The sequence below is a fragment of the Armatimonas rosea genome, from assembly GCF_014202505.1.
Classification (GTDB): domain Bacteria; phylum Armatimonadota; class Armatimonadia; order Armatimonadales; family Armatimonadaceae; genus Armatimonas; species Armatimonas rosea.
In genome coordinates, this window is sequence record NZ_JACHGW010000004.1 from 217,852 (window position 1) to 241,211 (window position 23,360).

The following is a 23,360-nucleotide window of genomic DNA, read 5'->3' on the forward strand; positions in this document are numbered from 1 at the left end:
GCCCTAGCCGGTGAGCCGCTCGCCGTAGTGCCAGCGGCTCCGAATCTTCTGGTAGAAGTTTGGCCCCCCGGCGGCGAGCATGCGGACATTGTAGGGTGCCCGTGAGATCGCGACCGTATCGCCGGGGGTAAGAGAGAGCCCGGTCTGGCCGTCCGCGGTGACAGCAACCGCATCGCGGGTCTGGGTCTCCACTGTGAGGTAGACCGTCTCCGTGTCGGGGACGAGCAGGGTGCGTGCAGAGAGCGTGTGTGGCGCGATGGGGGTGATCATGAGGGCGCGGACATCAGGGTGGACCAGCGGCCCTCCCGCGGAGAGCGAGTAGCCCGTCGAGCCCGTTGGCGACGAGACAATCACGCCATCGGCGGCGTAGGTGGCGATCGCATCCTTGCCCACTTGGGTGTGGACATGCACCATGCGCACGGCCCCGCTGGCCACGACAATATCGTTCACGGCCAGGAGCTGCGTCTCGGCCGTCTCGCTTCCTCCGCGGTAGATCGCGCCGGCCAGGAGCATGCGCTCGTGTACCTCACAGCGCCCTTCGAGCGCGGCGTCCACGGCATCGATCAGGTTGTCGGGAGAGGCCTCGGTCACAAAGCCAAAGCGCCCCAGGTGGATCGCCAGCAAGGGGGTTCCGTGCTCCGCGACCAAGCGCGCCGCGGCGAGAACCGTGCCATCACCACCAAAAACGACGACAAAATCGCACTGGGCGATCTCGTCGTCGCTGAATTCCGGGGCCATGCGGACCTGGAGCCCGCGTTGTTTGAGCTGCTGAGCAAGCCCTGCCGCAGTCTCTACTGCGGCAGGTTTGGTGTCATTGGCAAGCAGTCCGACGACCTTGCCACTCACTCTAGCCTCCGCTTGCCTTTTTGGTCGGCTTCGCGGTGCTCTTGGGGGTAGGCTTGCTAGCGGGCTTGGTATCGCCCGTCTCCGCCTGCTTGCCAAACCGGGCCAGGTTGTTCTTGGCATCGGTCAGGGCCGGATCGAGCTGGACAGCCTTCTTGTACTCCGCCATTGCCTGGTTAAGTAGCCCACGGCGCTCGTAGACCACGCCAAGGTTGTTGTGCGCCTGAGCGGAACTCGGATCGGCCTTGATGGCAGCCTGAAACGACTTCATGGCATCGTCGAGCTTGTTCGCCCGCATGTACGAGAGCCCCATCGCGAGCTGTGGACCTGCCTCATCGGGCTTGAGCTTCGCCATCTCGACAAAGATCTTCCCGGCATCGTCCTCACGCCCTTGGGTCAAGAGTGCGCTCGCCAGGTAGCTTCGGGAGTCGTAGTCCGACGTGTTGAGTGCCGCTGCCTTCTCCCACGCGCTGATGGCCCCATTGAGGTCTTGTTGCTTCTGGCAGGCGGTCCCCAGGTTGAGCCAAGCGACATAGCTCTTGTCATCGAGCTCGGTTGCGGCCTTGAAGCGCTTTGCGGCCTCGGCGTAGGTGCCCTTCTGGAAGTGCAGGTAGCCCGCATTGAGCAGAGCGTCCAAGTAGCGCGGGTTGACACCCAGCGCCTTCTCGTAGGCGGCGAGTGCGCCATCGGTGTTTCCGGTGAGAGCGAGCAGGACTCCCTGGTTGTAGCGAGCGGTCACATCGCCCGCCGGGGCACCCTCGGCACCACTGGCGGCCAGATCAGCCGCGAGGCCGTAGACCGTCGCGCCCTCAGCAGAGCGCCGTGTCTGGCTGTAGGCGTAGGCAAGGTTGACCAGGACACCGTAGTTGTTGGGATCGAGCTTTCGCGCCGTCTCGAGCACCCCGACCGCACCGGTGAAGTTGCGGCGCTGGATCTCGATCGAGCCCAGGGCGGCGTGGGCGGCCTTGTCCCCGGTGTTGTTGGAGATTCCGGTGCGCATCGCCTGTGCGGCCTCGTCGAGCTTGCCGAGGCTCTGGAGGGCGATCCCCAGGTTGATGAAGGTCTGCCCATCGTTCGGACGCAGCTCTCCGGCCTTGCGGTAGGCGGTGGCAGCCCGAGCGTAGTCTTTCTTACGGGCGGCGGCGTAGCCCAGGTTGAACTGTGCCTCGGCGGAGTTGGGCCGGCTCTCGGCGACCGTGGTAAAGAGCTCGATAGCCCGGTCCGTGTCGGCGGGGGTACGGTCGGTCTTGAGCAGACAGGCGTTCCCCAGGTTGGTCATGGTCTCGTAGGACTTGGGCTTCTTAGCGAGAGCCTTCTCAAGGTACGGGATCGCCCGGGAGTAGTCGTTGCTCTTGACAAGCACAAACCCCATCCAGTCGTTGGCATCAGCATCGTCGGGTAGGGCGGCGATTGCCTTCTCCATCTCGGTGCGAGCGGTGGCGATATCGCCCTCTTTGTAGGCCTTACGTGCCCGGTCGAAGGCTCCGTTGTCGGCGGCAGCCGACACCACGGGCTGCTGTGGGCTCTGTGCCCATGTTGGGGTGCCGAGCAGGCTAAAAGCGGTCAGAGCCGCTGAAGAAACTAGAATCCGCTTCATGCGCGAAATAACTCCTGGTCACGATTGAGATACCCGCGCATCCTGAGTACTGCCTGAGTGTGCAGCTGATAGACACGCGACTCCGATACCGAGAGCACCTTGCCGATCTCTTTGAAGGTCAAGCCTTCATAATAGTACAATGCTATCACAAGCTTCTCCCGCTCGGGCAGGCGATCGATCGCTCCCCCCAGCTGACGGATCCGCTCCCGTAGCTCTACGTCTGCAACAGGTGTTGCTCCATCGTCGGGCACGACATCCGCGAGATGCAAGCGCTCCGACCCCTCACTCCCCATGATGATGTCGTCGAGCGAGAGCACGGATCCTCGCCCGGTATCGGCCATCATCTTGGAGAGATCCTCGTTACTAACCCCCATGTGGGAGGCGACTTAGTCCTCTTTGGGCGGGCGTCCCAGCGAGAGCTCTAGCTCAAAAAAGGCCCGCTCCAGGGTCTTTGCCCGCTCTCGGATCGAGCGCGGAACCCAGTCTTCTTCTCGCAGAGACTCTAAGATTGCGCCTCGGATGAGGGCGATGGCGTAGGTCTCAAACTTTACCTGGCGGCCGGGATCGAACTGGTCAACCGCCTTGATGAGCCCCATCGAGCCCGCGGTGTAGAGGTCCTCCCGCTCCAGGTTGGGCGGCAAGTTACTGACCACACGCCCTGCGGTGATCTTGACCAAATAAGCGTAGTTGTTGATGATAGCGTCACGTGCGCGGGAATCTCCACTCCCTTTGAAGCGCCGCCATACATCCTCCATTTGTCTCGCCGCCATCTAGTCTTGCCAGTCCCCTAATTTTCTAGTGTCCTTGCCCACCAAGTGCCTATTATAACCTCAGAGTCTCTTTACCACAAGCGAGTGGTAAACTTCCTATACAAATGTTACTCACGCTTACTGTTGTTGCCCAAGAACCTGTGCTTTCCGATGCCCGAGACCTAGGTTTTTTACTACATAAAAACCCAGCAACACGCTTCCAAAAAGAGCTCAACTTCGGCACTGCGCACGTGTTCTACCCCGAGGCAACACCGGAGCGAACCACCGCGGCCCTCCTGGTCGAGCTCGACCCCATTCGCCTTGTACGGGGCCGTGCAGACTCGCTGTTTCAGTATGTCTGTGACCGCCCGTATGTCGCATCGTCGTTTCTGAGTGTCGCGCTCTCTGAGTGCTTCTCCACCGCGCTCTCCGGTCGCAGTAAAGAGCGCCCCGAGCTGGCTGCCACTCCCCTCGTGCTCACCGCGAGCCTCCCCGCGCTCGCCTGTGACGCCGGCGAGCCGCTTGTCCGCCGCCTCCTAGAGCCACTGGGCTACACGGTCGAGATTGCCTGCCACCCGCTGGACCCACGATTCCCTGAGTGGGGCACTAGCAACTTGTATACCGTCGTGCTTACTGGCACCCAGACACTCCATGATTTACTGTCCCATCTCTATGTCCTGATCCCCGCGCTCGACAACGCCAAGCACTACTTTGTGGGCGACGAAGAGGTGGAGAAGCTCCTGCGGCACGGCGAGGGCTGGCTGGCCACCCACCCCGAGCGCGAGCTCATCACGCGGCGCTACCTCCGCTACAAACGGAGCCTCACGAGCGCCGCTCTCGAAAAGCTCACCGAGGGCGAGGCCGTGGCCGGTGACGAGCCCGTCGAGGAGGTTTTGGAGGCCCCGGTTCGGCTCAACGACCAGCGTGTGGAGGCCGCGCTCGCGGCGATTCGCACCCTGGAGCCGGCGGCACAATCGGTGATCGACCTGGGCTGTGGCGAGGGCCGCACGCTCAAGGCGGTCAAGGCGGCATTTCCGACAGTCGCGCTCACGGGGATGGATGTCTCCAGCGGGGTCCTCGCGGTGGCGGAGCGGCGCTTGCACGGCGCGGTTCCCCTGCTCCAGGGCTCGCTGGTCTACTCCGACTCCCGGCTCCAGGGCTTTGATGTGGCCCTTCTCATGGAGGTGATCGAGCACCTGGACCCGGAGCGCCTTAGTGCCTTGGAGAGCACGGTCTTCGGCGATGCGGCCCCACGTCGGGTCTTTGTCACGACACCCAACGCCGAGTACAACGCGGTCTGGGAGAGCCTCCCGGCAGGGAAGTTCCGCCACGGAGACCACCGGTTTGAGTGGACCCGCACGGAGTTTGTTACCTGGGCCGAGCGGGTCGCGCAGGACTTCGGCTACCGTGTCGCGTTTGGCGCAATCGGCGACCAGCACGAGAAACTGGGCTCGCCCACACAGTCCGCTACCTTTGATCGCTAGGACAGCCTGCCCTCGGTTCGCAGACGATATAATCCTGCCATGAAGCTCTCACGACGGACGGCGCTCCTCTTGACCTTGACTCTGACCGCAGGCTGTGGCTCTAGCGGGGGGGTGACGACACCCACCGGGGTGCGCTTTACCCTGGACTGGCCCGACACAACACGAGCCCTGCCGCTTGTCGCTAAGAGTGTCCGTGTGCAGATCAAGCAAGGGACCAAGCTCCTGGTCGAGCGCCTCTACCTCGCCGGCCCCGATAGCGAGGAGCAGCTCACCGACCTGCCCTTTGCCACCGCGCTTACCCTGGTGGCCAGCGCCTACACCACGACCGATGGCACCGGCACGGTGGTGGCCAGCGCGAGTATTCCCTTTAGCACCCTCAAGGGCAAGCTGGAGCCTGTCACGCTGACCCTGGCATCGGTGATTACGCGGATCGAGACCCAGCTTACCAAGGGCGAGACAGGGCTCACCCTCAGCGCCATCGCACGAGACAGTGCGGGAAGCGCGGTCTTAACCGATCCCACCCAGTGGCAGTGGCAGCTCAGCGACCCGACCCTGGGAACGCTCACCCCCACTGGCTCGACCGCGAGCTTTGTGGAGCGGGGCTTCGGGATCGCACAGCTCACCGCGACCGAGAAGGAGTCCGGGAAGACGGGCACCCTCACCCGCCCGGTCTGTGTCGGGGAGCCCTCGAAGACCGCGCCCACCCAAGGACGCTACACGCTCGGCGGCCCGCTCTCCAGCATCCTTGGGCTCGGGGACGGCCGTTTCGCCTTCGTGCACGGCACGGTTCTCGCCTGTATCGACAGCAACGGGACTCTCGTCTGGCAGCGCTCGCTCCCCAGCAGCGGTGCCCAGCTCACCGCGCTCCCGGGTGGCTTTCTTGCGGTTGTCACCTCCGCCGGCCTGCGCATCCATAGCAGTGAGACCGGCTCGTTCTACTGGGAGAGCACGGGCTCTGGAGCTCCGGGCAACGCCACGGCGACGGCGATCTTCCAGCAGAAGACAGTCGCGGTCACCAACGAACCCTATCTGGAGGCGCGCGCCATGACATCGGGGGACCTGCTCTGGAGCAAGTCGCTGGCGACACAGACACTGGTCTGGGCCGACTCCACCCGCCTAATCAATCTCGATAGAGCCGCCGGCCTCTACGCGGTCTTCCAGAGTACGCTCGGTAGCCTCACCTGGTCCACGAGTGTCCCCGCACAGAGCCAGTTTGTGGGGCTCCGCACCAGTGGCACGCCGCCCCTGATGCTCTCCTACTCCCCCGGCGAGCTGCGGGCGATCCTGCTGGCCAACGGGGCAAAGCTCTGGAGTGTCGCGGCCTCCGGCGAGCAAGTCGTTCTCACCCCGGACCAAGGCAAGGTTTTGGCCTTTGGCGAGACCTACTGCGCCAGCTACGACGCCGCGACGGGGACACCGCTCTGGAGCAAGACGGGCCTGCGCCAGGTCTGTGGCACGCTCCCCAGCGGCGACCTGCTGGTCCTGCCCACCGTCGACGATCCCACGTGCCAGCCGATTCAGGCCCTGCGCGCCTCCGACGGCACCGTACTCTGGAGCAACTATCTCCCCTACACTCCTCTTCCCAATGAGCGCTTTCTCGCGGTGCGCGTGGGAAGCCAGGTTGCGGTCACGCTCTCCAAGGCCGCGACCTACACCACAGCACCGCTCTATCTCTTGGACACGACTACAGGGCAGTATCTCTGGGGCACGACGGTCTTTGGCGGAGGCTCCCCCGGACTGGCCGCCCCGGTTGGTTCTGCGGGTGCGCTCGCTCTCCAGAGCGCCACCGGGAGCAGTGAGCTCCTGGTGCTCCACTAGGACTTAAAACAGCGACGGCTGCGAGCGGCTCTCTTGCAGGGTGGCAAGGAGCTTTGCCTGGGGCGACGAAACCGGAAAGCGCGCCAGATCGGTCCAGCTCGCCCAGACGAGGTTTGCGGGCAGGGCCTTCGGAACGACCGCGCTCTCGACTTCCAGCACCGTCAGCGTGATCTTGCGCGTGGTCACGCCATGCTTCAGGCTCGCCAAGGGCCGCCCGACCCGCCCGGTGCCCCCGACAATGCTCGCTAGGGCACGCGCCGCCGCCTCTTCCAGAGACTCCGTCTCCAACGCAGTCACCCGCGGAAGCTCGTAGAGCCCCCCCCAGAGGCCGTCGTCGGGGCGCTTGACCAGGAGAAAGTGCCCGTCCCACTCGATCCAGAGACAGACATCGCGCTGGGACGTGAACGCTTTCTTTGCCGCAAACTCGGGGAAGCGGTCCGTCTGTTGGTCTTGAAACGCGCCACAGACACTCTGCACAGGGCAGTGGGTGCAGCGCGGAGGCGTGAGGCAGTGGAGTGCGCCGAGCTCCATCATCGCCTGGTTGAACGCGCCGGCGTGCCCAGAAGGGATCAGCGCCGCAGCCCTCTCCCAGAGCACGTCCTGTGTCTTGGGGAGCTTGGGATCGCCCGGAATCTGATAGACACGGCAGAGCACCCGGATCACATTGGCATCGACAATCGGGGTATCCAGGCCCAGGGCGATCGAGCAGATCGCGCCGGCAGTGTAGCGCCCCACTCCCGGCAGCGCCAAGACGCTCTCATAGGTGGTCGGAAAGATCCCGGCGTGCTGCTCGCAGATGAGCTTGGCGGCTTTATGGAGGTTGCGGGCTCGGGCGTAGTACCCAAGGCCTTGCCAGTGCTTGAGAACATCCTCGAGGGGGGCATCGGCAAGGTCTTGGACCGTGGGAAAGCGCGCCAGCCAGCGCTCGTAGTAGGGAATCGCGGTGGCGACCTGGGTCTGCTGGAGCATCATCTCCGAGACCCAGATCGCGTAGGGGTTGCGGGTACGCCGCCACGGGAGCGGGCGCTGCGCGGTGGCGTACCAGTCTAAGAGGAGCGAGACAAACCCGCTCAGAGTGCGCTGTCTCCGACGAACTCGGGATTATCGAAGGGGAGATCATTGTTGATCCCCTCCAGCTCCACAAACTGCACATGGGCACTGACCACCAGCACCCGCCCCTTGTTCTCGGAGACAAAGGTGAAGAACTGACGCTTCAGGCGGCCCTCGACTTGGTGGAGAGCGTCCTGGTACGAAGCGGCTGTCAGGGTCTCACAGAGGTTGTGGCCTCGCTCGCCCTGCTTCATCCAGTAGTAGGCAAGATAGTTTTGCATGTTTTCCTTTGATTCTTCTTAGTGAGAGAATGTCGCCGGCAGCTCGTCCTCCGATACCTTCGGCTCCTTGAATGTCACCGCAAAGGCAATCGCAGAGAAAAGGGTGAGAGCAGCCGGGACGATAAAGACCATCGGCCAGTTTACGGTCGAGACCTCCCCGGACTTGGTCGTGAACGCATCCTGTAATTTACCCGAGAGAATCGAGCCTAGCCAGTTGCCGACGCCCAGCGTAACCAGGGTAAAGAGGCTCTGTGCGCTCCCGCGGATGTCCTTGGGGGCGACACGGTCGATATAGAAGTAGCTTGTCACAAAGACAAAGGCAAACCCAACCCCGTGTAGCGAGAGCGAGAACACGACCGGCAAGAAGAGCTTGGTCGCAAAGATAAAGTAGCGTACCGACCACGCGAGAGTCCCGATCACCAGGGTCCAGCGCATCCCAAACTTCTTCAAACAGATCGGCAACAGAAACGCCAAGGAGATTACCTCGGCCATCTGGCTGGTGGACTTGTAGGGAGCGATCTGGGCCTCAGGAACCCCAAGGCTCCCCAGGAACTGGCCCGAGAGGGTGTAGAAGAACTGGAACTCCGCCGACGCGATCAGGGAGATGATCATAAAGGCCGTAAAGCCAGGAACCTTCCCAAAGAGCGTAAAGGCGCGCTTGAAGGCAAAGGGATCGACTCCCTTGAGGGCCGGGGGAACATTGGGCACCAAGAACGATGCCACTGCCCAGAGCACCGCGGCGATCGCACTGACTGCCATCTCCACCACGGGGATATTGGGGAAGGCGGACTTGGCCCAGCCCTCGATAAAGGCGACGACGATCCAACCCACGGTTCCTGCCGTGCGGATCATAGAGAAAGCTCGCTCACGCTCCGCCTCGGTGGTGTCGGTCTCTTTGGCGAGGTGGTGGAGTACGATGGCGTTACCAATCCCAATCGACGGCGCAAATGCCACCGACCAGAGCACGAGCCAGAGCGCGAACCCTCCGGTGGGGATGATCGGGAAGATCTCCGGGAGCAGGTTCCCGGTGCTGGTCTGTTGCGACATCATCCAGGCAGCCAGCGCACAGAACAGCGCCGAGATCCCCATGTACTTCTGGCTCGCTATTGTTCGGTCGACCAGCTGGCCTCCGACAAAGGGCACAAAGATACAAGCGAGCCAGAGTACCCCAAAGATCGCCCCAATCAGCGAGCCACTGGCCTTAAACGGCCCCTCCGCACTCCCCAAGGTCGCGCCCAGCACGGGAGCCCACGCCCCCCAGGCGGCATACTGAAAAAACATCATCGCGCCCAGTAGCAGGCGCAGACGGAGTTTGTCCGACATTGCGTTGTCCTCAATCCACGTAACAGATAGGACGCATTGTAACAGAAATTCCCTCGTAGGAGCATCTGAAAATCGAGAGGCAATCTACCTATATACAAGTAGCCTCGTGCGACACCGAGGATTTACTTAGGAGAGATCATGCCAAGGTTTACTGTGTGGCTTCCCGCCGTGGGAAGTACGCTGCTGCTTTTGATCGCGCTACGCGGTGCACGCGCGGGCTTTTCACCATCGACCAGCCACGCTCCCCGAACTCCCGTGGACCAGCAGTTTATTCAGTGTAGCACGGTGCTCATGCTCCTCGAACAGGGCCGCAGCGAGGCAGCACTCAGGCTCTTGGAGAGGCAGTCCCACCTGCCGCTACACATCACCAAAGAGACGCCCCTGAGCTCCGAGGTCTCCCCCGCCACACAGGTAATTCTGCTCTGTCAAGACCTCATCAAAGAAGCGGAGCAGGCAAAGGCAAAGGGACAGCCAGACCAGGCAAAGACGATCTTGCGGCAGTGTAAGACCTTGAGTCACCGAATCCGGGTCACAGACAGCGAGAGCGAACTACATCGCCAGGTCGCCACCGCTCTAGACCGTATGACAAGCCGGGCGGAGACTCTCTTGCTCACCCCGTAGCAACACGCGACAAAAAAAATCCTCCCCGCTAGCTCTCGTCACGAGCTTGGAGAAGGACCTCCCCCAAGTTTAGATGAATTCGAACCGACAGAAAGGAATAAGAATTGTCTATACTCAGGGTATCGCATAAACGCAGCGTACGCTTACGCCACGCCACCTGAAGACAGGGCTCACGTGCGCCGTCGATACGCTAGCAACCCAAGCCCCCCACCCCACAATACAAACGCCAGGGATCCCGCCTCGGGGACCGTGATCTGTGCGGTGAGGGTCGTGGTATCCGAGATCACTCCCAGAGAGGTGTAGGTGGATGCCGAGTTGATCGGGACATTGCCGCCGTTGATGTCCTGGTTGATGGAGTTTCCCTGTTGCGAGGTAGCAATCACAAAACGCAGGTTCGTGTTCTGGTTGATGGAGAGGGGCGTGGGTCGCCCCGTCCCTGTGGTATTGAGGTTCGTGACAATGTCCTGGAAAGGGACACTAAAGCTCATGAAAAAGTCGGTCTGCCCACCGGCATCCACATCCAAGTTCGAGCCTGTGTAGTTTGCCGCACCCACCGCCGCCCAGTCGTAGTTGCTGGCCGTGTGCTGGTAGGGCGATGTCGCCAAGTTGGCCGTGTCTATACTGGTGGTATTGGGGGAGGTATTGGCGCCGGTTCCTGGATTTCGCAGCACGGTTTGGGAGTTATTGCCTTGGCGATCCACCCCGGCAAAGAGGTCGATCGCGCCATCACTATTGGCATCGATCCCCACCCAGATAAAACCACTGTAGCCCGCGGACTGGCTGTCTTCCGCAAGACGAAGGCGAAAATAAAGAGTCCCATCTGTCAGGCTGCCCGCCGTGGCAGGGTCAAAGGCCATGTAGGCACTAGGAATCGCCGTCGTCCCAACAATATCGGACTCACGCTGGCCCGTCTGCTGGTCGTTGGCGGGATCGGCGACGCCATTGGTCCCATAGAGGATCGGATTCCACCGTGATGTCGAGCCCGAGATTAGCTGCGCCTGTGCGGGTCCGACCCCAAGAAAAAAGAGAGTGGTTGCAATACCCACCACACGACCAACGAGAAAGTGTCTCATGACATATTAGATCGGTAGATAACAGACCTTTTTGAAGCCATCTGTCCCATTTTATTGAAAACTCTTGATGAGATGTGCGGGGAGGACATCGCGGTGCGGTCGCCGTACTATCCCCCATGTCTACATCGCGCCTTTACAACGTCGTTGGGATCAACTTCGACCACATGCACATGGGCGACCTGCTCCGCCAGGTACACGAGCATCCTGGGGCTCGGCTGGTGGGAATCGCCGACCAGAGCCGGGAGCGGATGGCGAGCACCGTTGCTGCCTTTGGCCTGACAGAAGATCAGGTATTCACCGATTGGCAGCTCTGCTTGGAGACCACCAAGCCCGATATTGCCATCCTCTGCCCCAAGACCGCCGAGCATGGGCAGGCAGTCGTGGAGGTTGCCCCCTACCAGACCCATGTCTTAGTCGAGAAACCCTTTGCCGCCACCCTCGCCGACGCCGACCGGATGATCGCGGCGATGGCTGCCACGAGCAAGACCATGATTATCAACTGGCCGCTGGCATGGTACCCGCCCCACGTGACCACCAAGCGTCTGATTGCCGAGGGGACGATTGGTGAGGTCCTTGAGGTGCACTACTACGATGGCAACCGCGGGCCGCTGCGCCATATCGCCGACAAAGTCGAGATCACCGAGGAGGAGGCCAATCGCCAGAAGTCGCAGGCATGGTGGTACCAGCGCGAGGCCGCCGGCGGCTCGCTCCAGGACTACCTAGGCTACGGCGTGACACTCGGAACGTGGTTTCTCGATGGCCGCAAGCCGCTCGAGGTCACCTGTGTCACCGATAACAAGCCCGGCTTAGAGGTCGATGAGCACTCGATCATGGTCTGCCGCTACGCCAGCCCCTACGGCCTCTCCAAGTTCGAGACCCGCTGGGGCACCTTCACCGATCCCTGGACCCTGCAGCCACAGCCCAAGTGTGGCTTTGTGGTGCTGGGGACACACGGGACGATCTCCAGCTACGACTACGAGCCCGTGATCCGCCTCCAGACCCGAGAGCGCCCGGAGACCCACGAGGTTCCCGTGGACACGCTGGCACCCGGCTGGCGCAACCCCATCGAGCACCTCATCCACCACCTGGAGACGGGCTGCGCGCTCCATGGGCCGCTCGATCCCGCGCTCTGTCGGATTGGTCAGCAGATTGTCGATAGCGCCGTGCTCTCCGCCCGAGAGCGGCGCACGGTCACGCTTCTGGGGGAGTGAGAACCTCTAGGGCTCCCAATCGGAGCGGGAGCCCATCGGGGTTGGGGTGAGGTGGGGAGAGTCCGCTTCTTCGGTCTTTCCCGCCGTAAACGGAGCATCCGCCACGGAGTAGACCCAGGCGGAGAAGGCAATCACGGCAAAGACAACGGTGAGCGTGTTGGGGGCGGGCGACTTGATCTTGCCACTGGCAAAGGCAAACGCCCCGGCCAGGTGCTCAAAGAGGGCATCGCGGTCTGGCTGCAGCATGACCACGGTAATGGCGACCACAAAGACCCCCAGAATCGCGGCGGCCTTGAGGATCTGACCACAGTAGAACTGGCCAAAGCCCGGAACCAGCGAGAGGAGCATCGCCATTCCCGCATGCCGTCGCCCTGCACGCGGTGCCTGGAGCACGGCGGCAAGGTCCTCGCTGGGAGCCAGTGCCCCTCCGAGGCGTGCCATGGCTTCTTGGTCCGAGAGGCGTAGGGAGACCTCCGCGAGCTTTTTCTCCGCCGAGGCACGCTCCCCCTTGCTGACCGCAAGCGCTTTCTCAAAGTGCTCCCGTGCCTCGACCAGCCGCTCCTCCGCCGCCAAGAGATCGCCTAGCTGCTCGTAGACCGGCGCGGCGGCACTTGGGGAGATATGCTCCGCCAGGACTAGAGCCTGTCCAAGAGTCTTGCGGGAGTCGCGGATAAGTGCGCGGGCACGCTCGACATTGGCACGGGTGAGCAAGCGCTCCAGCTCTCGCTCCCGCGCCAGGGGATCACGGGGAATCTCGATCTGCGGCACCGGTGCAGGCTCCGGCCGAACGGCTTGTTGCTGCGGTGCCACCGTGGGTGCCACCGGCTGGGAAGGGATAGGAGCGGGAGCCGGGGCTACGACCTCAGAGGCCGGCCCCGACGGCGGAACCACCAGCACAGTGCCGCACGAGCCACAGAACTTATTGGTCCTGGGATTGCGCTCGCCGCAGTTGGCACAAAAAAGAGGTTTTTCCGCCGTGTCGCTCATAGACGTTGCCTATTCGACGTCGTCTTCGTCGATTGGTTCCACTTCCGTGTCTAGCGAGGCAAAAAATAATGCATCGTCTTCGTCGTCGTCCTCATCGTCGTCGTCCTCGACATCCCAGGCATTCTGGGGCGTCTCGGCCAAGACCGTGCCAGGCATCGGAGGAAGGGCACCCTTGGGCTGAGGTGTTGTCCAGAACTGCTCCAGCTTGTAGCGCTCCCGGGCCTCCTCGCTCATCAAGTGGACCACGATATCGCCAAAGTCCATCAGCACCCACTCAACACTGGCCTCACCCTGTACATTGGGCTTGGACATCCCTGGCTCGTCCTTGGAGCGCTCCAGGATATTCTCCGCCAGTGCCCGCAGGTGGGGCGTGGAGGTTGCCGTGACAATGAGGAAGAAGTCCGCCACATTGACCTTGTCACGCAGGTCGATCAGAACGGGCTCGTGGCCCTTGCGATCGTCGATCGCTTCCAGGAGGATATCGGCCTTAGCCTGGGAATCTAGTGTTTTTGTATTCGACATTTTGAACTCACTCTATCATACCGGGGGATGTCCGGCGGGCCGGTACAGCCCCTGCTGCTCAATCAGTGCCACAACAGGATCGGGGACGAGGTAGCGAATCGAGCGGCCTGCGGCTACCCGCTCACGAATCTCCGTGGACGAGATATCCAGGCCGTTCATCTCCGCGAAGAGAATCTTGGGCTCTATGAGGTCGGGAACCCCCACCCGCGCCTCGGACTCGGTGACCCCAGGGCGGTAGAACGCAACGAACTGCGCCAGCGCGACACAGGCCTCGGGCTCGCGCCACTTGCCAATATCGCGCACGGCATCGGTTCCGGTAAGGAAGTAGAGCGAATCAGCGGGAAACTCTTGCGCGAGGCGGCGCAGGGTCTCGACCGTGAAGCTTGGCCCCTCCCGCTCCAGCTCACCGGCCCAGAGGGAGAAGTGCGGGTTGCTCTCGATCGCACACCGCACTAGCGCGACACGGAGGGAGGCGGGAGTTGTGGTATCCCCAATTTTGAAGGGCGAGACCTGATTGGGGACAAATAAGACATGAGCCAGCCCGAACCGCTCCCGCGCCTCTTCCGCGATCCGCAGGTGCCCGTAGTGCACTGGGTCGAAGGTGCCGCCAAAGATGCCGATTTTTCGCACGGCCTAGGCGATTTCCCAGTCGCCCTCACCGACCTTCTGGCCGTTGCGACGCTTCTCACCGATCTTGTAGGCATCCATTCCAATCCCCGCCCGCAGGATCAGCATCAGGATTCCAAAGGGTTCCAGGCGCAACAGGGTCACTGCCACAAAAGCGGCCAGGATCAGCAAGATTCCCTTGCCCACCTGCCCGTTGAGCAGCTGCCCCACGCCCGGAAACAAAAACGAGAGGATCGCATGGACGGTGGGATTGACCTCGCGGCGAAACTCGATCTCGACCTGGGCCGAGCTGGTTGTGCTGGACGTAGTGCCACTGGCGACCTGCTGGGCCTGAAGCTGCCCAACACCGTTATGGACCTGGACGATCTTGCGGACGGTTGCCCGGGTATCCCGAACCCCGTTGGGCAAGACCTCCTCTTGGGGCGTCTGCATGCGTACCGGAGGCCGCAGCTCGACACGGGGGGCGCTCTCCAGGCTCAGGCTCGCCTTGGGAAGATCGGCACCGCAGTGGGTACAAAACGAGAAGCCTGCATCCTGTGCCGAGATGGTCTGGCCACACGAGGGACACTTCTCGGGAGCGGCCGCTTGCTTCGGCTTGGCCTCGACCGTCTTTACCACCGGCGGGGCGCTGACCGCAGGAGGGGGAAGCTGTGCACCGCGTCGGGCATGCTGAAGCAGGGCCGCCTGCGCGACCGCATCCGCAGCGCGCTCCGCTTCGCGTTGCTGCTCCTCATCCGCCTTGAGCTGCGGCGGGAGCGGAATTCGCACCACCTTGGTCTCGGGCTCCTCTTCCGTCAAGATCAACCGCGAGCTGCCCGTGTTTTCATCCACCACGTGTCTGAGTACCTCTCCTATAATTATAGCACGGTCGCCCGTAATACCTCAGGCAGAAACCGTCACATGTGCTACACTAATTCCTTAGACGATACTGAGATGCGATTGGATGCGGCAGAGTACAAGAAATGCGCCTGAGTGATAGATCCCTCCTCTCGGAGCTCGTGGTCCCTGTGCTGATCGGCCTGCTCGCCTTCTTGCTCATGCTCGTGGGAAACACGCTCTACCAGCTCCTGGACCGGATGATGTCCGAGAAGTGGCCGGTTGCCTATGTCGCGCGGATCCTGCTCTTCAATATTCCCACGGTTCTCGTCCGCACCCTCCCCATCGCCGCTGCAGTGGGGGCCAGCCTCGCCACCAGCCGCCTCGCCCGGGATAGCGAGCTCACCGCCCTCCGCGCCGCGGGTGTCTCGCTGCGCCGCGCCTTTGCTCCGCTCGTGTTTATTGGGCTAGCGCTCTCGGGGGCGGGAATCTATCTCTTCGAAAATGTCGTACCCTGGGTCTGGGAGCAGCAGCGCGATGTCCAGAGCGTCCTCACCAACCTCCCCGAGAACGCCATCGAGACCGCGACCATGATCCCCATCGAGAGCTATGTCTTTAGCTTCGCTCGCGCCGAGGGCAAGCGGGATAATTCCGGGCGAAAGACCTTCGTGGTCTACGATGCCACCATCCTAGAGCGTGGGTCGGGCGCCCCCCCGCGGATCACCACCGCGGCCCGTGGCTCGTACCGGCAGCAGCAGTTTAACTTTGACAATGTCGCGGTCCATGCCTACAAGCCGGATCGTAGTGTCGACTACGAGCTCACCGCACGCTCCGAGGAGATCTCCGTCAGCCTGGAAAAAATCAATGGCTACGGCATGCCCTCCGATGAGCAGCTGGAGAACCTCTCTAGCGCCAAGCTCATGGAGCGCGCCCGCACAGAGCGCGATCCGCGCCGCGCTGTGGTCTATGCGGTCGCTCGGTGGCGAAAGCTGGGACTACCGCTGATGTGCCTGCCCCTTGCGCTCTTTGCGGTCCCCCTCGCCATCCGTTTTGCACGCGCGGGAACTTTCGCGGCCCTCATGCTCGCACTGGTGATAGTTTTCTTGGCGGTGCTCGCGCTGACCGGGGCGGAGGTGGTTGCACTCAACCGCTGGCTCCCTCCCTTCGTCGCTGCGATCGCCCCCGCCGTGCTCTTCACCGTCGCGGCACTGTGGTTTCTCAGAAAGCTGGAGTAGGCTGTTGCGCTTGTGTGATCGCTATCTTTTTAAGGAGTTTACCCAGGCCTTTATGGTCGGCCTGCTCACGGCAATGCTCCTGGTGATCGCCCTGAAGTTCCAGCAGGCGACCACCCAGCTCGCGCGGGACCACGCCACGGTCGGCCAGCTCCTCGAGCAGATCTACTGGGACCTGCCCAATGTCCTGGAGATGGCGCTTCCTGTGGCGACCGCCCTCGGCGCGGCGCTGGCGACCAACCGCCTGGCCCGCGACAACGAGCTCACGGTTCTGCGTGGGACGGGGACACCGCTCACCCGCATCTTTCTCCCGTTTGCTGTCCTGGGCCTGCTCCTCGCCGCCCTCGGCTTGGTGACGGTCAACGAGCTCCAGCCCCGTGCCAGTGAGCGCCGCAAGCAGCTCCTGGGGATGAGCCAAAACCTTCCCGGCACCATGGAGAGCGAGCAGACCACCCGGGGCGGCGACTCTGGCGAGTGGCTCATCCAGTTCCAGAGCGGCCAGCGCACCAGCACGACAACCTGGGAGCTCCAAAATCTCACGATGATCCAAAAAACCCGCGTCCTGCTGGCCGCCCAGGCGCGCTACGATGCCAATAGCGGGCGCTGGAGCCTCCAAAATGTCACCGAGCACCGCTACGACTCACAGGGGGTCCGGACGGGTCAGTCCACCTATCCGACCTATCCGACCCCACTGATCGCGCGGACGGACTTCTCCAGCACCCTCCCATTCTGGGGGCTCCAGGGTGGCTTTCAGACCGCCGAGCGCTTCCAGAGCCTCCAGGCAGCCGCACGCTCCTACGCCAAGCTAGGAAACAAGAAACAAGCACTCATCTCCGAGACCGCCGGCTGGTTCAAGCTCGCGCTCTCGACCATGTGCTTTGTCTTTGCCCTCTGCGCCCCCCCGCTGGCCTTCAAGTTCTCCAAGGCGGGCTCGTTTGCCGGGGTCTTGCTCTCGATTGTGATTGTGTTTGTGGGCTGGAACACGGTCTTGTTTATGAAGTCGGTCGCGCTCTCGGGGTGGATTCCACCAGTGCTCTGCGCCTTCGCGACCCACGTGCTCTTTCTCATTATCGGGCTGGTTCTCCTGATGAGGGCCGACTAGTGCTCCCGCGCGTCTTGGCCATCTCCAGCTCCACCGACAATGGCGGCTCCCAGCGGCACTCCGTCACCCTGGCGGTGGACTACCAGGCACACGGGGGAAGTGTCGTGATCGCCTGCCCCCCAGGGAGCTTTATTGAGGCGACCAGCCAGCGTCTTGGGGTGAAGACCGTCCCCTTCCAGCTCCGCAACAGCGCCGATCTCTCGGCGGTACGCGCCCTAGCACAGCTCGTCCGGGACCACGAAGCCGAGGTACTCCATAGCCATGCACGCCGGGACTTTGTGGCCGCGACTCTGGCAGGAAAGCTGACACGCTGCCCGGTGCTCTTGCATGTCCATGTGGTCCGCCCGCTGGGCGAGCCGCTGCGCCTGGCAGGGCACTTCTTCAACCAGGTCAGCGGGATTATCGCGGTCTCGGAGTTTACCCGCCAGGAGCTCGAGCACTGGCATGGGCTGCGCCCTGGGCTCGTCCGGCGCATCTACAACGGGATCGATCCCCACACCTTTGTGGAAGCGACAAGCCTTCGCAGAGAGTGGCAGATCCCTGAAGGCGACCTGGTTATCGGGATGGTGGGGCGGCTGACGACCAAGGGACAAGAGAGCTTCGTGCCGGTCGCCGCCCGCCTCGCACAGCGCTACTCCAACCTGCACTTTGTCTTTGTCGGACCCGATGGCCCGGAGCTGCGCTTCTCTGAGCTCCAGGCAAAGCTCGCCGCCGCTGGCCTTCAAGGCCGTAGCCTCGTCGCCGGGGTGTGCGACCAGATTCCGCGTGTGATGCGCTCCCTGGATATTCTGGTGCACCTTCCCACCGACGAAGCCTTTGGGCTGGCACTGATCGAGGCGGCGGCTGCGGGCGTGCCCGTGGTCGCGAGCAGTATCGGGGGGTGCCGGGAGGTGGTGGTGGATCAGCAGACCGGGATTCTCGTCCCGCCCAATGCACCGCAAGAGACCGAGCAGGCACTCGCCAGCCTCCTCGACAACCCCGCCTTGCGTCAGGCCCTTGGAGCCGCGGGGCAGTGCCGTGTCCAGACCGAGTTTTCGTCGCAGCGCCAGCTCGCCGACCTCTGTGCCCTCTACGAGGAAGTCACCCGATGAGCCAGAAACAACCCATTCCGATCTTGATGTACCACGCGGTCGAGAGCACCGAGCGCCCGGATAAGTACAAGCACTTCTATGTCACCACCAAGGAGCTCGCCCGCCAGGTCAAGGAGCTCAAGAGCCGCGGCTACACCGCCATCTCCCTCGATCAGCTTGTCGCGGGGCTGGCCGGTGGCCCTCTCCCGGAGAAGCCGGTGGTGCTCACCTTCGACGATGGCTATCAAAACGTACTAACCAATGCCCACCCGATCTTTGAGGCGGCTGGCTGGCCCTACACGATCTATCTGGTCAGCGAGCGGATCGGGGGGCGCAACGAGTGGGTAGAGCCCGAGGGCTACGAGGCGACTCCCCTGCTAACGGCCAGCGAGATTGCAACCCTCGCCGCCAGCCCGCTCGTCACCCTCGGTGCCCACACGGCCACCCACCCCAAGCTCGACCAGCTCTCGCCCGAGGCCGCCCACGACGAGCTTATCCGCTCCAAGGCGCAGCTCGAAGACCGGCTCCAGCGCCCGGTGCCGCACTTCTGCTACCCCTACGGCCACTTCAACGAAGCAGTTGTCGAGCTGGTGCGGGAGGCGGGCTACCAGACAGCGACCACGACCCAGCACGGCCGGGTAAACGCCACGGGCGAGGACCTGCTGCGCCTCCCTCGTGTCTCCATCTACCACGTCCCCCCGTTCTCCCTCACCTACGGCCCCGGTGCCCTCAACTTCCGCTGGCGAGTCGAGAGCCGCAAGGACAAGCGCCGTCGAGAGTCATCTTAAGCCTCGAAAAACCAGGACTCGATAACACTGTTGGGGAGGTTGCTTGGTGCCCCAGCATCCTTTAGGCTCCGGTCGTAGAAGCGTGCCCCCTTGCCGTTTTCAAGATCAATCCAGAGCCGCTCGCCATCGGGGGAGAAGCGCCCGCCCCCTGTGTTTGAGGTCGTTTTCAGCAAGCTCAGGCTCTCTCCCGAGAGCCAGTAGACTTTAGTACCTTGCCGGACAATTCCCATGCCATCGTCGGGAGCAGTGTCATAGAGTAAGCAGCCGAGAGAGCTGCTCTGAAGGATCGGACTCGGTGTTGCGGTGGTGTAGTCCAGGAGTCCATAGCTTGAGCTGAGATCGACTAAGTTTTGTGCGCTGTAGGAGACGCTCAGCTTCCTGTCGCCGCGCCAGAGGGGGCGACGGAGGGTTGTGTTTGCGGAGATGCCTCCTTCAAAAATCACCGGTGGAGAGTTGCCAGGTAAGGGGAAGACCTGCTCTTTTTTCACAACATCGTAGGCATGGATCGCCATCCAGTTCCGTGGGGTCGGCGTTGTCTGGCTATGCACGGTCAGAAACGTTAGCTGCGTCCCCGTGGCGTTCCAGCTCGGCTCCAGCCCCTCACTGTAGAGCGCATGATCCGAGCCATCGGCGTTGAGTGTGTAGAGACTGTAGCGATTGGTCACAAAGTCCTGCACCACGTAGGCGATCTTATGGCCATTGCGCGACCAGCTGGGGTAGAAGACATTGGGCTGCTCGGGCATGTTCACAGGCTGATAGTCGGTGCCATCGGTGCGCACACTGGCAAGCCGGTAGCCTCCCGCAGTCCGCTCCACATACCCAAAGCGCTCTCGACGCCCTGACGGAACAGGTGAAGGCGTGGGGGTTGGTGTGGAGCCTGGCGTCGGTGTCGGAATCGGGGTTGGTGTCGCACCTGGTGTGACAGATCCACCGCCGCCACATCCCGCGAATAAACCGATACTTCCTGTCAGAAGCAACTCGCGGCGTGTCGGAGTCCAGAGCATTTGTTTTTTCATCTTCGTTCTCAGTCAACTCGTGTCGGTGTCGAGACCGGAGCAAGGCGCTCCAGGATGTGGAACACCCCGGGCTCAAAGGGCAGGTCGGTCTCTAAGAATCGCACCGTGCCGGGAGCGCCGCCGGTAACAAGCCACCTGCCGTCGCCGCCGCGCTCCACGCGTAGCAGGTGCCCGGCCATCGTTCGCACCTGGCCATCCCGAGGAAACGTGTAGCGCTCCTTGGAGCCCGCCCCGCCCAGGGTCAGCCGCCCCTCCAGGACATGGTCCCAGACAAAGCTCTTGAGCTGCTCCAGCTTGGCGGGGCGCTGGAACCGAGCCAGCGCCACATTGTGCGGGACAAGAAGCGTGAAGGGCCGTGCGGAGAGTGCCCGCTCCAGCCCGCTCGCCTCGACCAGCTCCGCAAAGGCTGTCAGGATGCGCTCGTTCTTGCCTTGGACAGGCCGCTCCACACGGCGCAGGCTGGCGAGGAGCCCACTGTCCTTAAACTCCAGCTTGGGACGCTCACCAAAACGAATCGGGGCACTCTGTCTCATCGCTTCTTACCGCCTCGGTTCGCGTTCAGGTTCGGATCGGTGAGGCTGATGCGCACATCGCTGCCCTTGTCGGCGACCGTGCGAAGCGTGAAGACCAGCTCCCGGGGATTGGCGCTGGTCGGGACACAGAAAACCAGATTAAACTCCAGCTTGGCCCCCGGGAGCAGCGGCTTACTCTGAAACGCCTCGGAGGCGATATCGGTGAGGATCGGAGGAAACGACTCCCCACTGGCATCGGCGAGCGCGGTGTGCGTGTCGCTCTGGTACCACCAGAGCTGCTGCGCCGACTTCTGCCCGTTCTTGACCTCGCAGCGGTAGACCAGGAGCCGGTAGCCGGGCTTGGGCTCGTAGGTCGTGCCATTGATCTTGGCGATCGGATTGATGAGGCCGTAGTCCGTGGCGGTCTTGGTCTCCAGAGTGTACGACGGCACCTCTCGGGGATTAGTAACTGTCAGCCGCCACTTGCCATCGAATACCGTCTCCCCCAGCTTGCCACGCACGCCCTCCACCTGGTTCGCGCCACCGTCTTTGACCAGCGCATAGCCCTTGGAGGTCTTCACCACGGTCAGGCCGAGTGCCTTGGCCACATCAGCGATCGGCACCATCACGGAGTCCCCGACCCGCTGGAGCCGCTCCGAGGCCAGGGTGTCGTTGATCAGGAGCGTGCGCTCGTTGCTCGGCTTGAGCTGGGCGTGGGCGGGTGCGAGCACGCAGACGGTGAGTGCGGAGTACAAAACTGCCTTCATCTTAGAGAAATCCTTTCCGAACGAGTGTGATGTGTAGCTCTGCCGGCGATGTTGTCGGCACGCCATTGGGAAACCCAGGAACAGGCAGGCCGGGAACCTTGAGGAGTACGGGGCTACCGTCGAGGTGGGTCGGCCCCACCAGGACTACCTCGCCCCGCTTTGCCCACTCGCGGGGATCGATCTCCAGCTTCCACTCCCCTAGAAGATCGTCCTTGCTCCCACCATCCCGGTCCATGATGCGGATATCGAGCTTGAGCTTCTCCTTGGTGTCGTAGTAGTAGTCCAGCGTGTGCGGGGTGACCGCCCCCCCGAAGTCGCCGCCATCGCCGATATCGATCGTGCCGTTTTTTTCGCGCTTGGTCTCGTCGGCCTTCGTCCGGGGAATCTCCCAGAACTTCTGCCCGGCAAGCCGCGCCTCGCCGTAGCACTCCACGGTATTGTCCAGGACGCCGTCATCGGAGTCGTTGATCTTGACATAGAGCCGCAGCTCGTAGGTCTCGCCCGCGGGATTGGGAGCGTACTCGGTGTGGACATACTCCGTGGTGCGCATCATGCTCGCCAGCGCCTGGTCCTTGAGAGAGCGCACGGTGTAGGAGATCGGGGCCATCTCGGAGGGCTTCGGGGCTCGGGCCAGTAGCGCCTGGATGATCTGGTTGAAGTTTGTCGAAGACGCCGCCCGGACCACGTTATCCGCTGGCCCTCCGATAGTCGTGAACGTAATCGTGGTCTTCTCGTCGCGGCGGAGCTGCTCCGCGGCGACACTCACATCGGCGCTGGCAAAGCCAATGCTCCCCCCGGCTTGCACCTTGGCCTTCAGCTCGTCTTCGGTGAGCGTCCGCTTCATGTTGAAGGCCACAATGGTTCCGTAGGTGACAGTCGCGATATAGCAGGGCAGGTTTTTATGGTCGATCACCTTCATGCGAGCCAGGGCATGGGCATCGTCGAGCGTGAAGCTCTCGTTGAAGAACCCGCGCCAGCCCGGTGCCTGCGGCTCCATCGCAATCGTGTAGCCTCGCAGGATCAGGGTCCCGTTGATCGACTCCTCCCGCGCCGTTGACTTGGTCGAGAAGACACTCTTGACATAGCCCGTCATGTACCGTGCATCGATTCCCAGGCTCAGCGCACTCTGCTCCACGGAGTCGGCGCGGGTGTACTTAAAGTCCGAGGAGGTCGGGATATCGCGCCCATTGAGTAGCTCCCGGAGCTCGCCGACTGCGCTTCCCACGGTAGCACCACTGGGCTCGGCGACCGTCCGGCTGCCATTGGAGACACTGGGATTGACCACAAAGACCCGCAGGGGAGCACGCTTGGTCTCCAGATTCGGAATCTTATTGAGCGAGCCCAGCCCGGCGCGTAGCCCGTTTTCCTGCAGCAGGCTCCCCGGCCAGAAGAACTCCGCAGCGGGATCGAAGCTGACAATAGCGGCGGGATTGGTCGTGAGCGAGTAGCGGCTCCGGGTGACATTGTAGGCCCGGTTCCCCTCTTTCTCGGTGCTGGTTGCCGGATCCCCGCCTTGGGGTGTCGGCGTGTCGAGGTTGGGAGCGATGCGGCGCACGGTGGGCGGCAGAATGGCATCGCCCTCACGCGGTGCCCAGGCAGGGAGCGCCTCGAAGAACGCATCCAACGAGGTCGTGGTCTCCAAGTTCGCCAGGAGCATGACCCGGTCTTTGAGGAGGCGGTCCGACTTGGGAGGCTCTTTGACCGTCGCAGGAACCACCGTTGTGCCACGGGGGATGCCTTGGGCCTTGGGCGGCTTCTGTGCGGTCACGGCACTACTAGCCCCCAAAATCAATCCCACTGCCAGACTACTTGCAAGCAAATAATTTTTCATGTTGACAGTCTCGTGCGTCCACCGTGAACGATTCGTGAAC

24 protein-coding genes are annotated in these 23,360 nt (G+C 62.6%); 8 read left to right on the plus strand and 16 right to left on the minus strand.

Annotation, left to right across the window (positions count from 1 at the left end):
* Positions 1–3 precede the first annotated feature (3 nt).
* From HNQ39_RS20460 to HNQ39_RS29680, 4 genes are read right to left on the minus strand one after another with little or no spacing between them, the layout of a single operon-like run.
* The gene (locus HNQ39_RS20460) at positions 4–846 is read right to left on the minus strand and encodes an NAD(+)/NADH kinase (RefSeq protein ID WP_184201130.1); all 843 of its coding nucleotides are present in this window, start codon (positions 844–846) and stop codon (positions 4–6) included.
* 1 nt (position 847) lies between these two features.
* Positions 848–2,440, minus strand: a complete 1,593-nt coding sequence (locus HNQ39_RS20465) for a tetratricopeptide repeat protein (RefSeq protein WP_184201133.1) — start codon at positions 2,438–2,440, stop codon at positions 848–850.
* A complete protein-coding gene (locus HNQ39_RS29675) occupies positions 2,437–2,784 on the minus strand; it encodes a sigma-70 family RNA polymerase sigma factor (RefSeq protein ID WP_221290151.1) in 348 nt (115 codons plus the stop codon). Before HNQ39_RS29675 ends, HNQ39_RS20465 begins: the two co-directional genes overlap by 4 nt.
* A gap of 42 nt (positions 2,785–2,826) precedes the next feature.
* A complete protein-coding gene (locus HNQ39_RS29680) occupies positions 2,827–3,210 on the minus strand; it encodes a sigma-70 family RNA polymerase sigma factor (RefSeq protein ID WP_221290164.1) in 384 nt (127 codons plus the stop codon).
* Positions 3,211–3,314: 104 nt separating this feature from the next.
* On the opposite strand from HNQ39_RS29680, the gene HNQ39_RS20475 reads away from it, so the two are divergent.
* Together HNQ39_RS20475 and HNQ39_RS20480 are read left to right on the plus strand one after the other, a co-directional pair.
* Positions 3,315–4,673 carry a 3' terminal RNA ribose 2'-O-methyltransferase Hen1 gene (locus tag HNQ39_RS20475; protein ID WP_184201136.1) on the plus strand — a complete coding sequence of 453 codons (1,359 nt, stop codon included), beginning with the start codon at positions 3,315–3,317 and terminating at the stop codon, positions 4,671–4,673.
* 39 nt (positions 4,674–4,712) lie between these two features.
* A complete protein-coding gene (locus tag HNQ39_RS20480) occupies positions 4,713–6,491 on the plus strand; it encodes an outer membrane protein assembly factor BamB family protein (RefSeq protein WP_184201139.1) in 1,779 nt (592 codons plus the stop codon).
* 3 nt (positions 6,492–6,494) lie between these two features.
* Here the strand turns inward: HNQ39_RS20480 and mutY are convergent, their stop codons facing one another.
* The 3 genes from mutY to HNQ39_RS20495 are packed head-to-tail and all read right to left on the minus strand — an operon-like array spanning position 6,495 to position 9,145.
* On the minus strand, positions 6,495–7,565 hold the full coding sequence (gene mutY / locus HNQ39_RS20485; protein ID WP_184202645.1) for an A/G-specific adenine glycosylase: 1,071 nt from the start codon (positions 7,563–7,565) through the stop codon (positions 6,495–6,497).
* A complete protein-coding gene (locus HNQ39_RS20490) occupies positions 7,562–7,822 on the minus strand; it encodes a hypothetical protein (RefSeq protein WP_184201143.1) in 261 nt (86 codons plus the stop codon). The genes mutY and HNQ39_RS20490 overlap by 4 nt, the downstream gene beginning before the upstream one ends.
* An 18-nt stretch (positions 7,823–7,840) precedes the next feature.
* Positions 7,841–9,145: an MFS transporter gene (locus tag HNQ39_RS20495; protein WP_184201145.1), complete on the minus strand. Its 1,305-nt coding sequence runs from the start codon at positions 9,143–9,145 to the stop codon at positions 7,841–7,843.
* A gap of 138 nt (positions 9,146–9,283) precedes the next feature.
* Between HNQ39_RS20495 and HNQ39_RS20500 the strand changes: the two genes are divergently transcribed.
* Positions 9,284–9,766 (plus strand): hypothetical protein, encoded by a 483-nt coding sequence (locus tag HNQ39_RS20500; RefSeq protein ID WP_184201148.1) that lies wholly within the window; start codon positions 9,284–9,286, stop codon positions 9,764–9,766.
* A 170-nt stretch (positions 9,767–9,936) separates the two neighbouring features.
* Here the strand turns inward: HNQ39_RS20500 and HNQ39_RS20505 are convergent, their stop codons facing one another.
* Positions 9,937–10,839: a hypothetical protein gene (locus HNQ39_RS20505; protein ID WP_184201151.1), complete on the minus strand. Its 903-nt coding sequence runs from the start codon at positions 10,837–10,839 to the stop codon at positions 9,937–9,939.
* Positions 10,840–10,955: 116 nt separating this feature from the next.
* Between HNQ39_RS20505 and HNQ39_RS20510 the strand changes: the two genes are divergently transcribed.
* Entirely contained in the window at positions 10,956–12,050 is a 1,095-nt protein-coding gene (locus tag HNQ39_RS20510) for a Gfo/Idh/MocA family protein (RefSeq protein ID WP_184201154.1), read from the plus strand.
* A 6-nt stretch (positions 12,051–12,056) separates the two neighbouring features.
* Here the strand turns inward: HNQ39_RS20510 and HNQ39_RS20515 are convergent, their stop codons facing one another.
* From HNQ39_RS20515 to HNQ39_RS20530, 4 genes are read right to left on the minus strand one after another with little or no spacing between them, the layout of a single operon-like run.
* On the minus strand, positions 12,057–13,037 hold the full coding sequence (locus HNQ39_RS20515; protein ID WP_184201157.1) for a zinc-ribbon domain-containing protein: 981 nt from the start codon (positions 13,035–13,037) through the stop codon (positions 12,057–12,059).
* 9 nt (positions 13,038–13,046) lie between these two features.
* On the minus strand, positions 13,047–13,559 hold the full coding sequence (gene rsfS, locus HNQ39_RS20520) for a ribosome silencing factor (protein ID WP_184201160.1): 513 nt from the start codon (positions 13,557–13,559) through the stop codon (positions 13,047–13,049).
* Positions 13,560–13,574: 15 nt separating this feature from the next.
* Positions 13,575–14,189, minus strand: coding sequence for a nicotinate-nucleotide adenylyltransferase (gene nadD, locus HNQ39_RS20525; protein ID WP_184201163.1), 615 nt, complete (start codon positions 14,187–14,189; stop codon positions 13,575–13,577).
* 3 nt (positions 14,190–14,192) lie between these two features.
* Positions 14,193–15,020, minus strand: a complete 828-nt coding sequence (locus HNQ39_RS20530) for a zinc ribbon domain-containing protein (RefSeq protein WP_184201166.1) — start codon at positions 15,018–15,020, stop codon at positions 14,193–14,195.
* Between the two features lie 128 nt (positions 15,021–15,148).
* On the opposite strand from HNQ39_RS20530, the gene HNQ39_RS20535 reads away from it, so the two are divergent.
* From HNQ39_RS20535 to HNQ39_RS20550, 4 genes are read left to right on the plus strand one after another with little or no spacing between them, the layout of a single operon-like run.
* Positions 15,149–16,237, plus strand: coding sequence for an LptF/LptG family permease (locus HNQ39_RS20535; protein ID WP_184201169.1), 1,089 nt, complete (start codon positions 15,149–15,151; stop codon positions 16,235–16,237).
* A gap of 10 nt (positions 16,238–16,247) precedes the next feature.
* Positions 16,248–17,336 (plus strand): LptF/LptG family permease, encoded by a 1,089-nt coding sequence (locus HNQ39_RS20540; RefSeq protein WP_184201172.1) that lies wholly within the window; start codon positions 16,248–16,250, stop codon positions 17,334–17,336.
* Positions 17,336–18,427, plus strand: a complete 1,092-nt coding sequence (locus tag HNQ39_RS20545; protein ID WP_184201175.1) for a glycosyltransferase — start codon at positions 17,336–17,338, stop codon at positions 18,425–18,427. Before HNQ39_RS20540 ends, HNQ39_RS20545 begins: the two co-directional genes overlap by 1 nt.
* Positions 18,424–19,194: a polysaccharide deacetylase family protein gene (locus HNQ39_RS20550; RefSeq protein WP_184201178.1), complete on the plus strand. Its 771-nt coding sequence runs from the start codon at positions 18,424–18,426 to the stop codon at positions 19,192–19,194. Before HNQ39_RS20545 ends, HNQ39_RS20550 begins: the two co-directional genes overlap by 4 nt.
* Here the strand turns inward: HNQ39_RS20550 and HNQ39_RS20555 are convergent.
* Genes HNQ39_RS20555 through HNQ39_RS20570 form a run of 4 tightly spaced genes read right to left on the minus strand, consistent with a single transcriptional unit; the run spans position 19,191 to position 23,320 of the window.
* Positions 19,191–20,210: a TolB family protein gene (locus HNQ39_RS20555; protein WP_184202681.1), complete on the minus strand. Its 1,020-nt coding sequence runs from the start codon at positions 20,208–20,210 to the stop codon at positions 19,191–19,193. The genes HNQ39_RS20550 and HNQ39_RS20555 overlap by 4 nt on opposite strands.
* Before the next feature lie 8 nt (positions 20,211–20,218).
* Positions 20,219–20,743: a fasciclin domain-containing protein gene (locus tag HNQ39_RS20560; RefSeq protein WP_184201182.1), complete on the minus strand. Its 525-nt coding sequence runs from the start codon at positions 20,741–20,743 to the stop codon at positions 20,219–20,221.
* A complete protein-coding gene (locus HNQ39_RS20565; protein ID WP_184201185.1) occupies positions 20,740–21,489 on the minus strand; it encodes a hypothetical protein in 750 nt (249 codons plus the stop codon). Before HNQ39_RS20565 ends, HNQ39_RS20560 begins: the two co-directional genes overlap by 4 nt.
* Before the next feature lies 1 nt (position 21,490).
* The gene (locus HNQ39_RS20570; protein ID WP_184201188.1) at positions 21,491–23,320 is read right to left on the minus strand and encodes a thiol-activated cytolysin family protein; all 1,830 of its coding nucleotides are present in this window, start codon (positions 23,318–23,320) and stop codon (positions 21,491–21,493) included.
* Between the last annotated feature and the right edge of the window lie 40 nt (positions 23,321–23,360).

What these genes read in the sequence shown, in the direction of transcription:
- HNQ39_RS20510 (WP_184201154.1), top strand. Translation starts at nt 10,956, where the DNA reads ATGTCTACATCGCGCCTTTACAACGTCGTTGGGATCAACTTCGACCAC.
- HNQ39_RS20475 (WP_184201136.1), top strand. Translation starts at nt 3,315, where the DNA reads ATGTTACTCACGCTTACTGTTGTTGCCCAAGAACCTGTGCTTTCCGAT.
- HNQ39_RS20535 (WP_184201169.1), top strand. Translation starts at nt 15,149, where the DNA reads ATGCGCCTGAGTGATAGATCCCTCCTCTCGGAGCTCGTGGTCCCTGTG.
- HNQ39_RS29675 (WP_221290151.1), bottom strand. Translation starts at nt 2,784, where the DNA reads ATGATGGCCGATACCGGGCGAGGATCCGTGCTCTCGCTCGACGACATC.
- HNQ39_RS20565 (WP_184201185.1), bottom strand. Translation starts at nt 21,489, where the DNA reads ATGAAGGCAGTTTTGTACTCCGCACTCACCGTCTGCGTGCTCGCACCC.
- HNQ39_RS29680 (WP_221290164.1), bottom strand. Translation starts at nt 3,210, where the DNA reads ATGGCGGCGAGACAAATGGAGGATGTATGGCGGCGCTTCAAAGGGAGT.
- HNQ39_RS20490 (WP_184201143.1), bottom strand. Translation starts at nt 7,822, where the DNA reads ATGCAAAACTATCTTGCCTACTACTGGATGAAGCAGGGCGAGCGAGGC.
- HNQ39_RS20550 (WP_184201178.1), top strand. Translation starts at nt 18,424, where the DNA reads ATGAGCCAGAAACAACCCATTCCGATCTTGATGTACCACGCGGTCGAG.
- HNQ39_RS20465 (WP_184201133.1), bottom strand. Translation starts at nt 2,440, where the DNA reads ATGAAGCGGATTCTAGTTTCTTCAGCGGCTCTGACCGCTTTTAGCCTG.
- rsfS (WP_184201160.1), bottom strand. Translation starts at nt 13,559, where the DNA reads ATGTCGAATACAAAAACACTAGATTCCCAGGCTAAGGCCGATATCCTC.
- HNQ39_RS20560 (WP_184201182.1), bottom strand. Translation starts at nt 20,743, where the DNA reads ATGAGACAGAGTGCCCCGATTCGTTTTGGTGAGCGTCCCAAGCTGGAG.
- HNQ39_RS20515 (WP_184201157.1), bottom strand. Translation starts at nt 13,037, where the DNA reads ATGAGCGACACGGCGGAAAAACCTCTTTTTTGTGCCAACTGCGGCGAG.
- HNQ39_RS20570 (WP_184201188.1), bottom strand. Translation starts at nt 23,320, where the DNA reads ATGAAAAATTATTTGCTTGCAAGTAGTCTGGCAGTGGGATTGATTTTG.
- HNQ39_RS20505 (WP_184201151.1), bottom strand. Translation starts at nt 10,839, where the DNA reads ATGAGACACTTTCTCGTTGGTCGTGTGGTGGGTATTGCAACCACTCTC.
- HNQ39_RS20500 (WP_184201148.1), top strand. Translation starts at nt 9,284, where the DNA reads ATGCCAAGGTTTACTGTGTGGCTTCCCGCCGTGGGAAGTACGCTGCTG.
- HNQ39_RS20480 (WP_184201139.1), top strand. Translation starts at nt 4,713, where the DNA reads ATGAAGCTCTCACGACGGACGGCGCTCCTCTTGACCTTGACTCTGACC.
- HNQ39_RS20495 (WP_184201145.1), bottom strand. Translation starts at nt 9,145, where the DNA reads ATGTCGGACAAACTCCGTCTGCGCCTGCTACTGGGCGCGATGATGTTT.
- HNQ39_RS20555 (WP_184202681.1), bottom strand. Translation starts at nt 20,210, where the DNA reads ATGAAAAAACAAATGCTCTGGACTCCGACACGCCGCGAGTTGCTTCTG.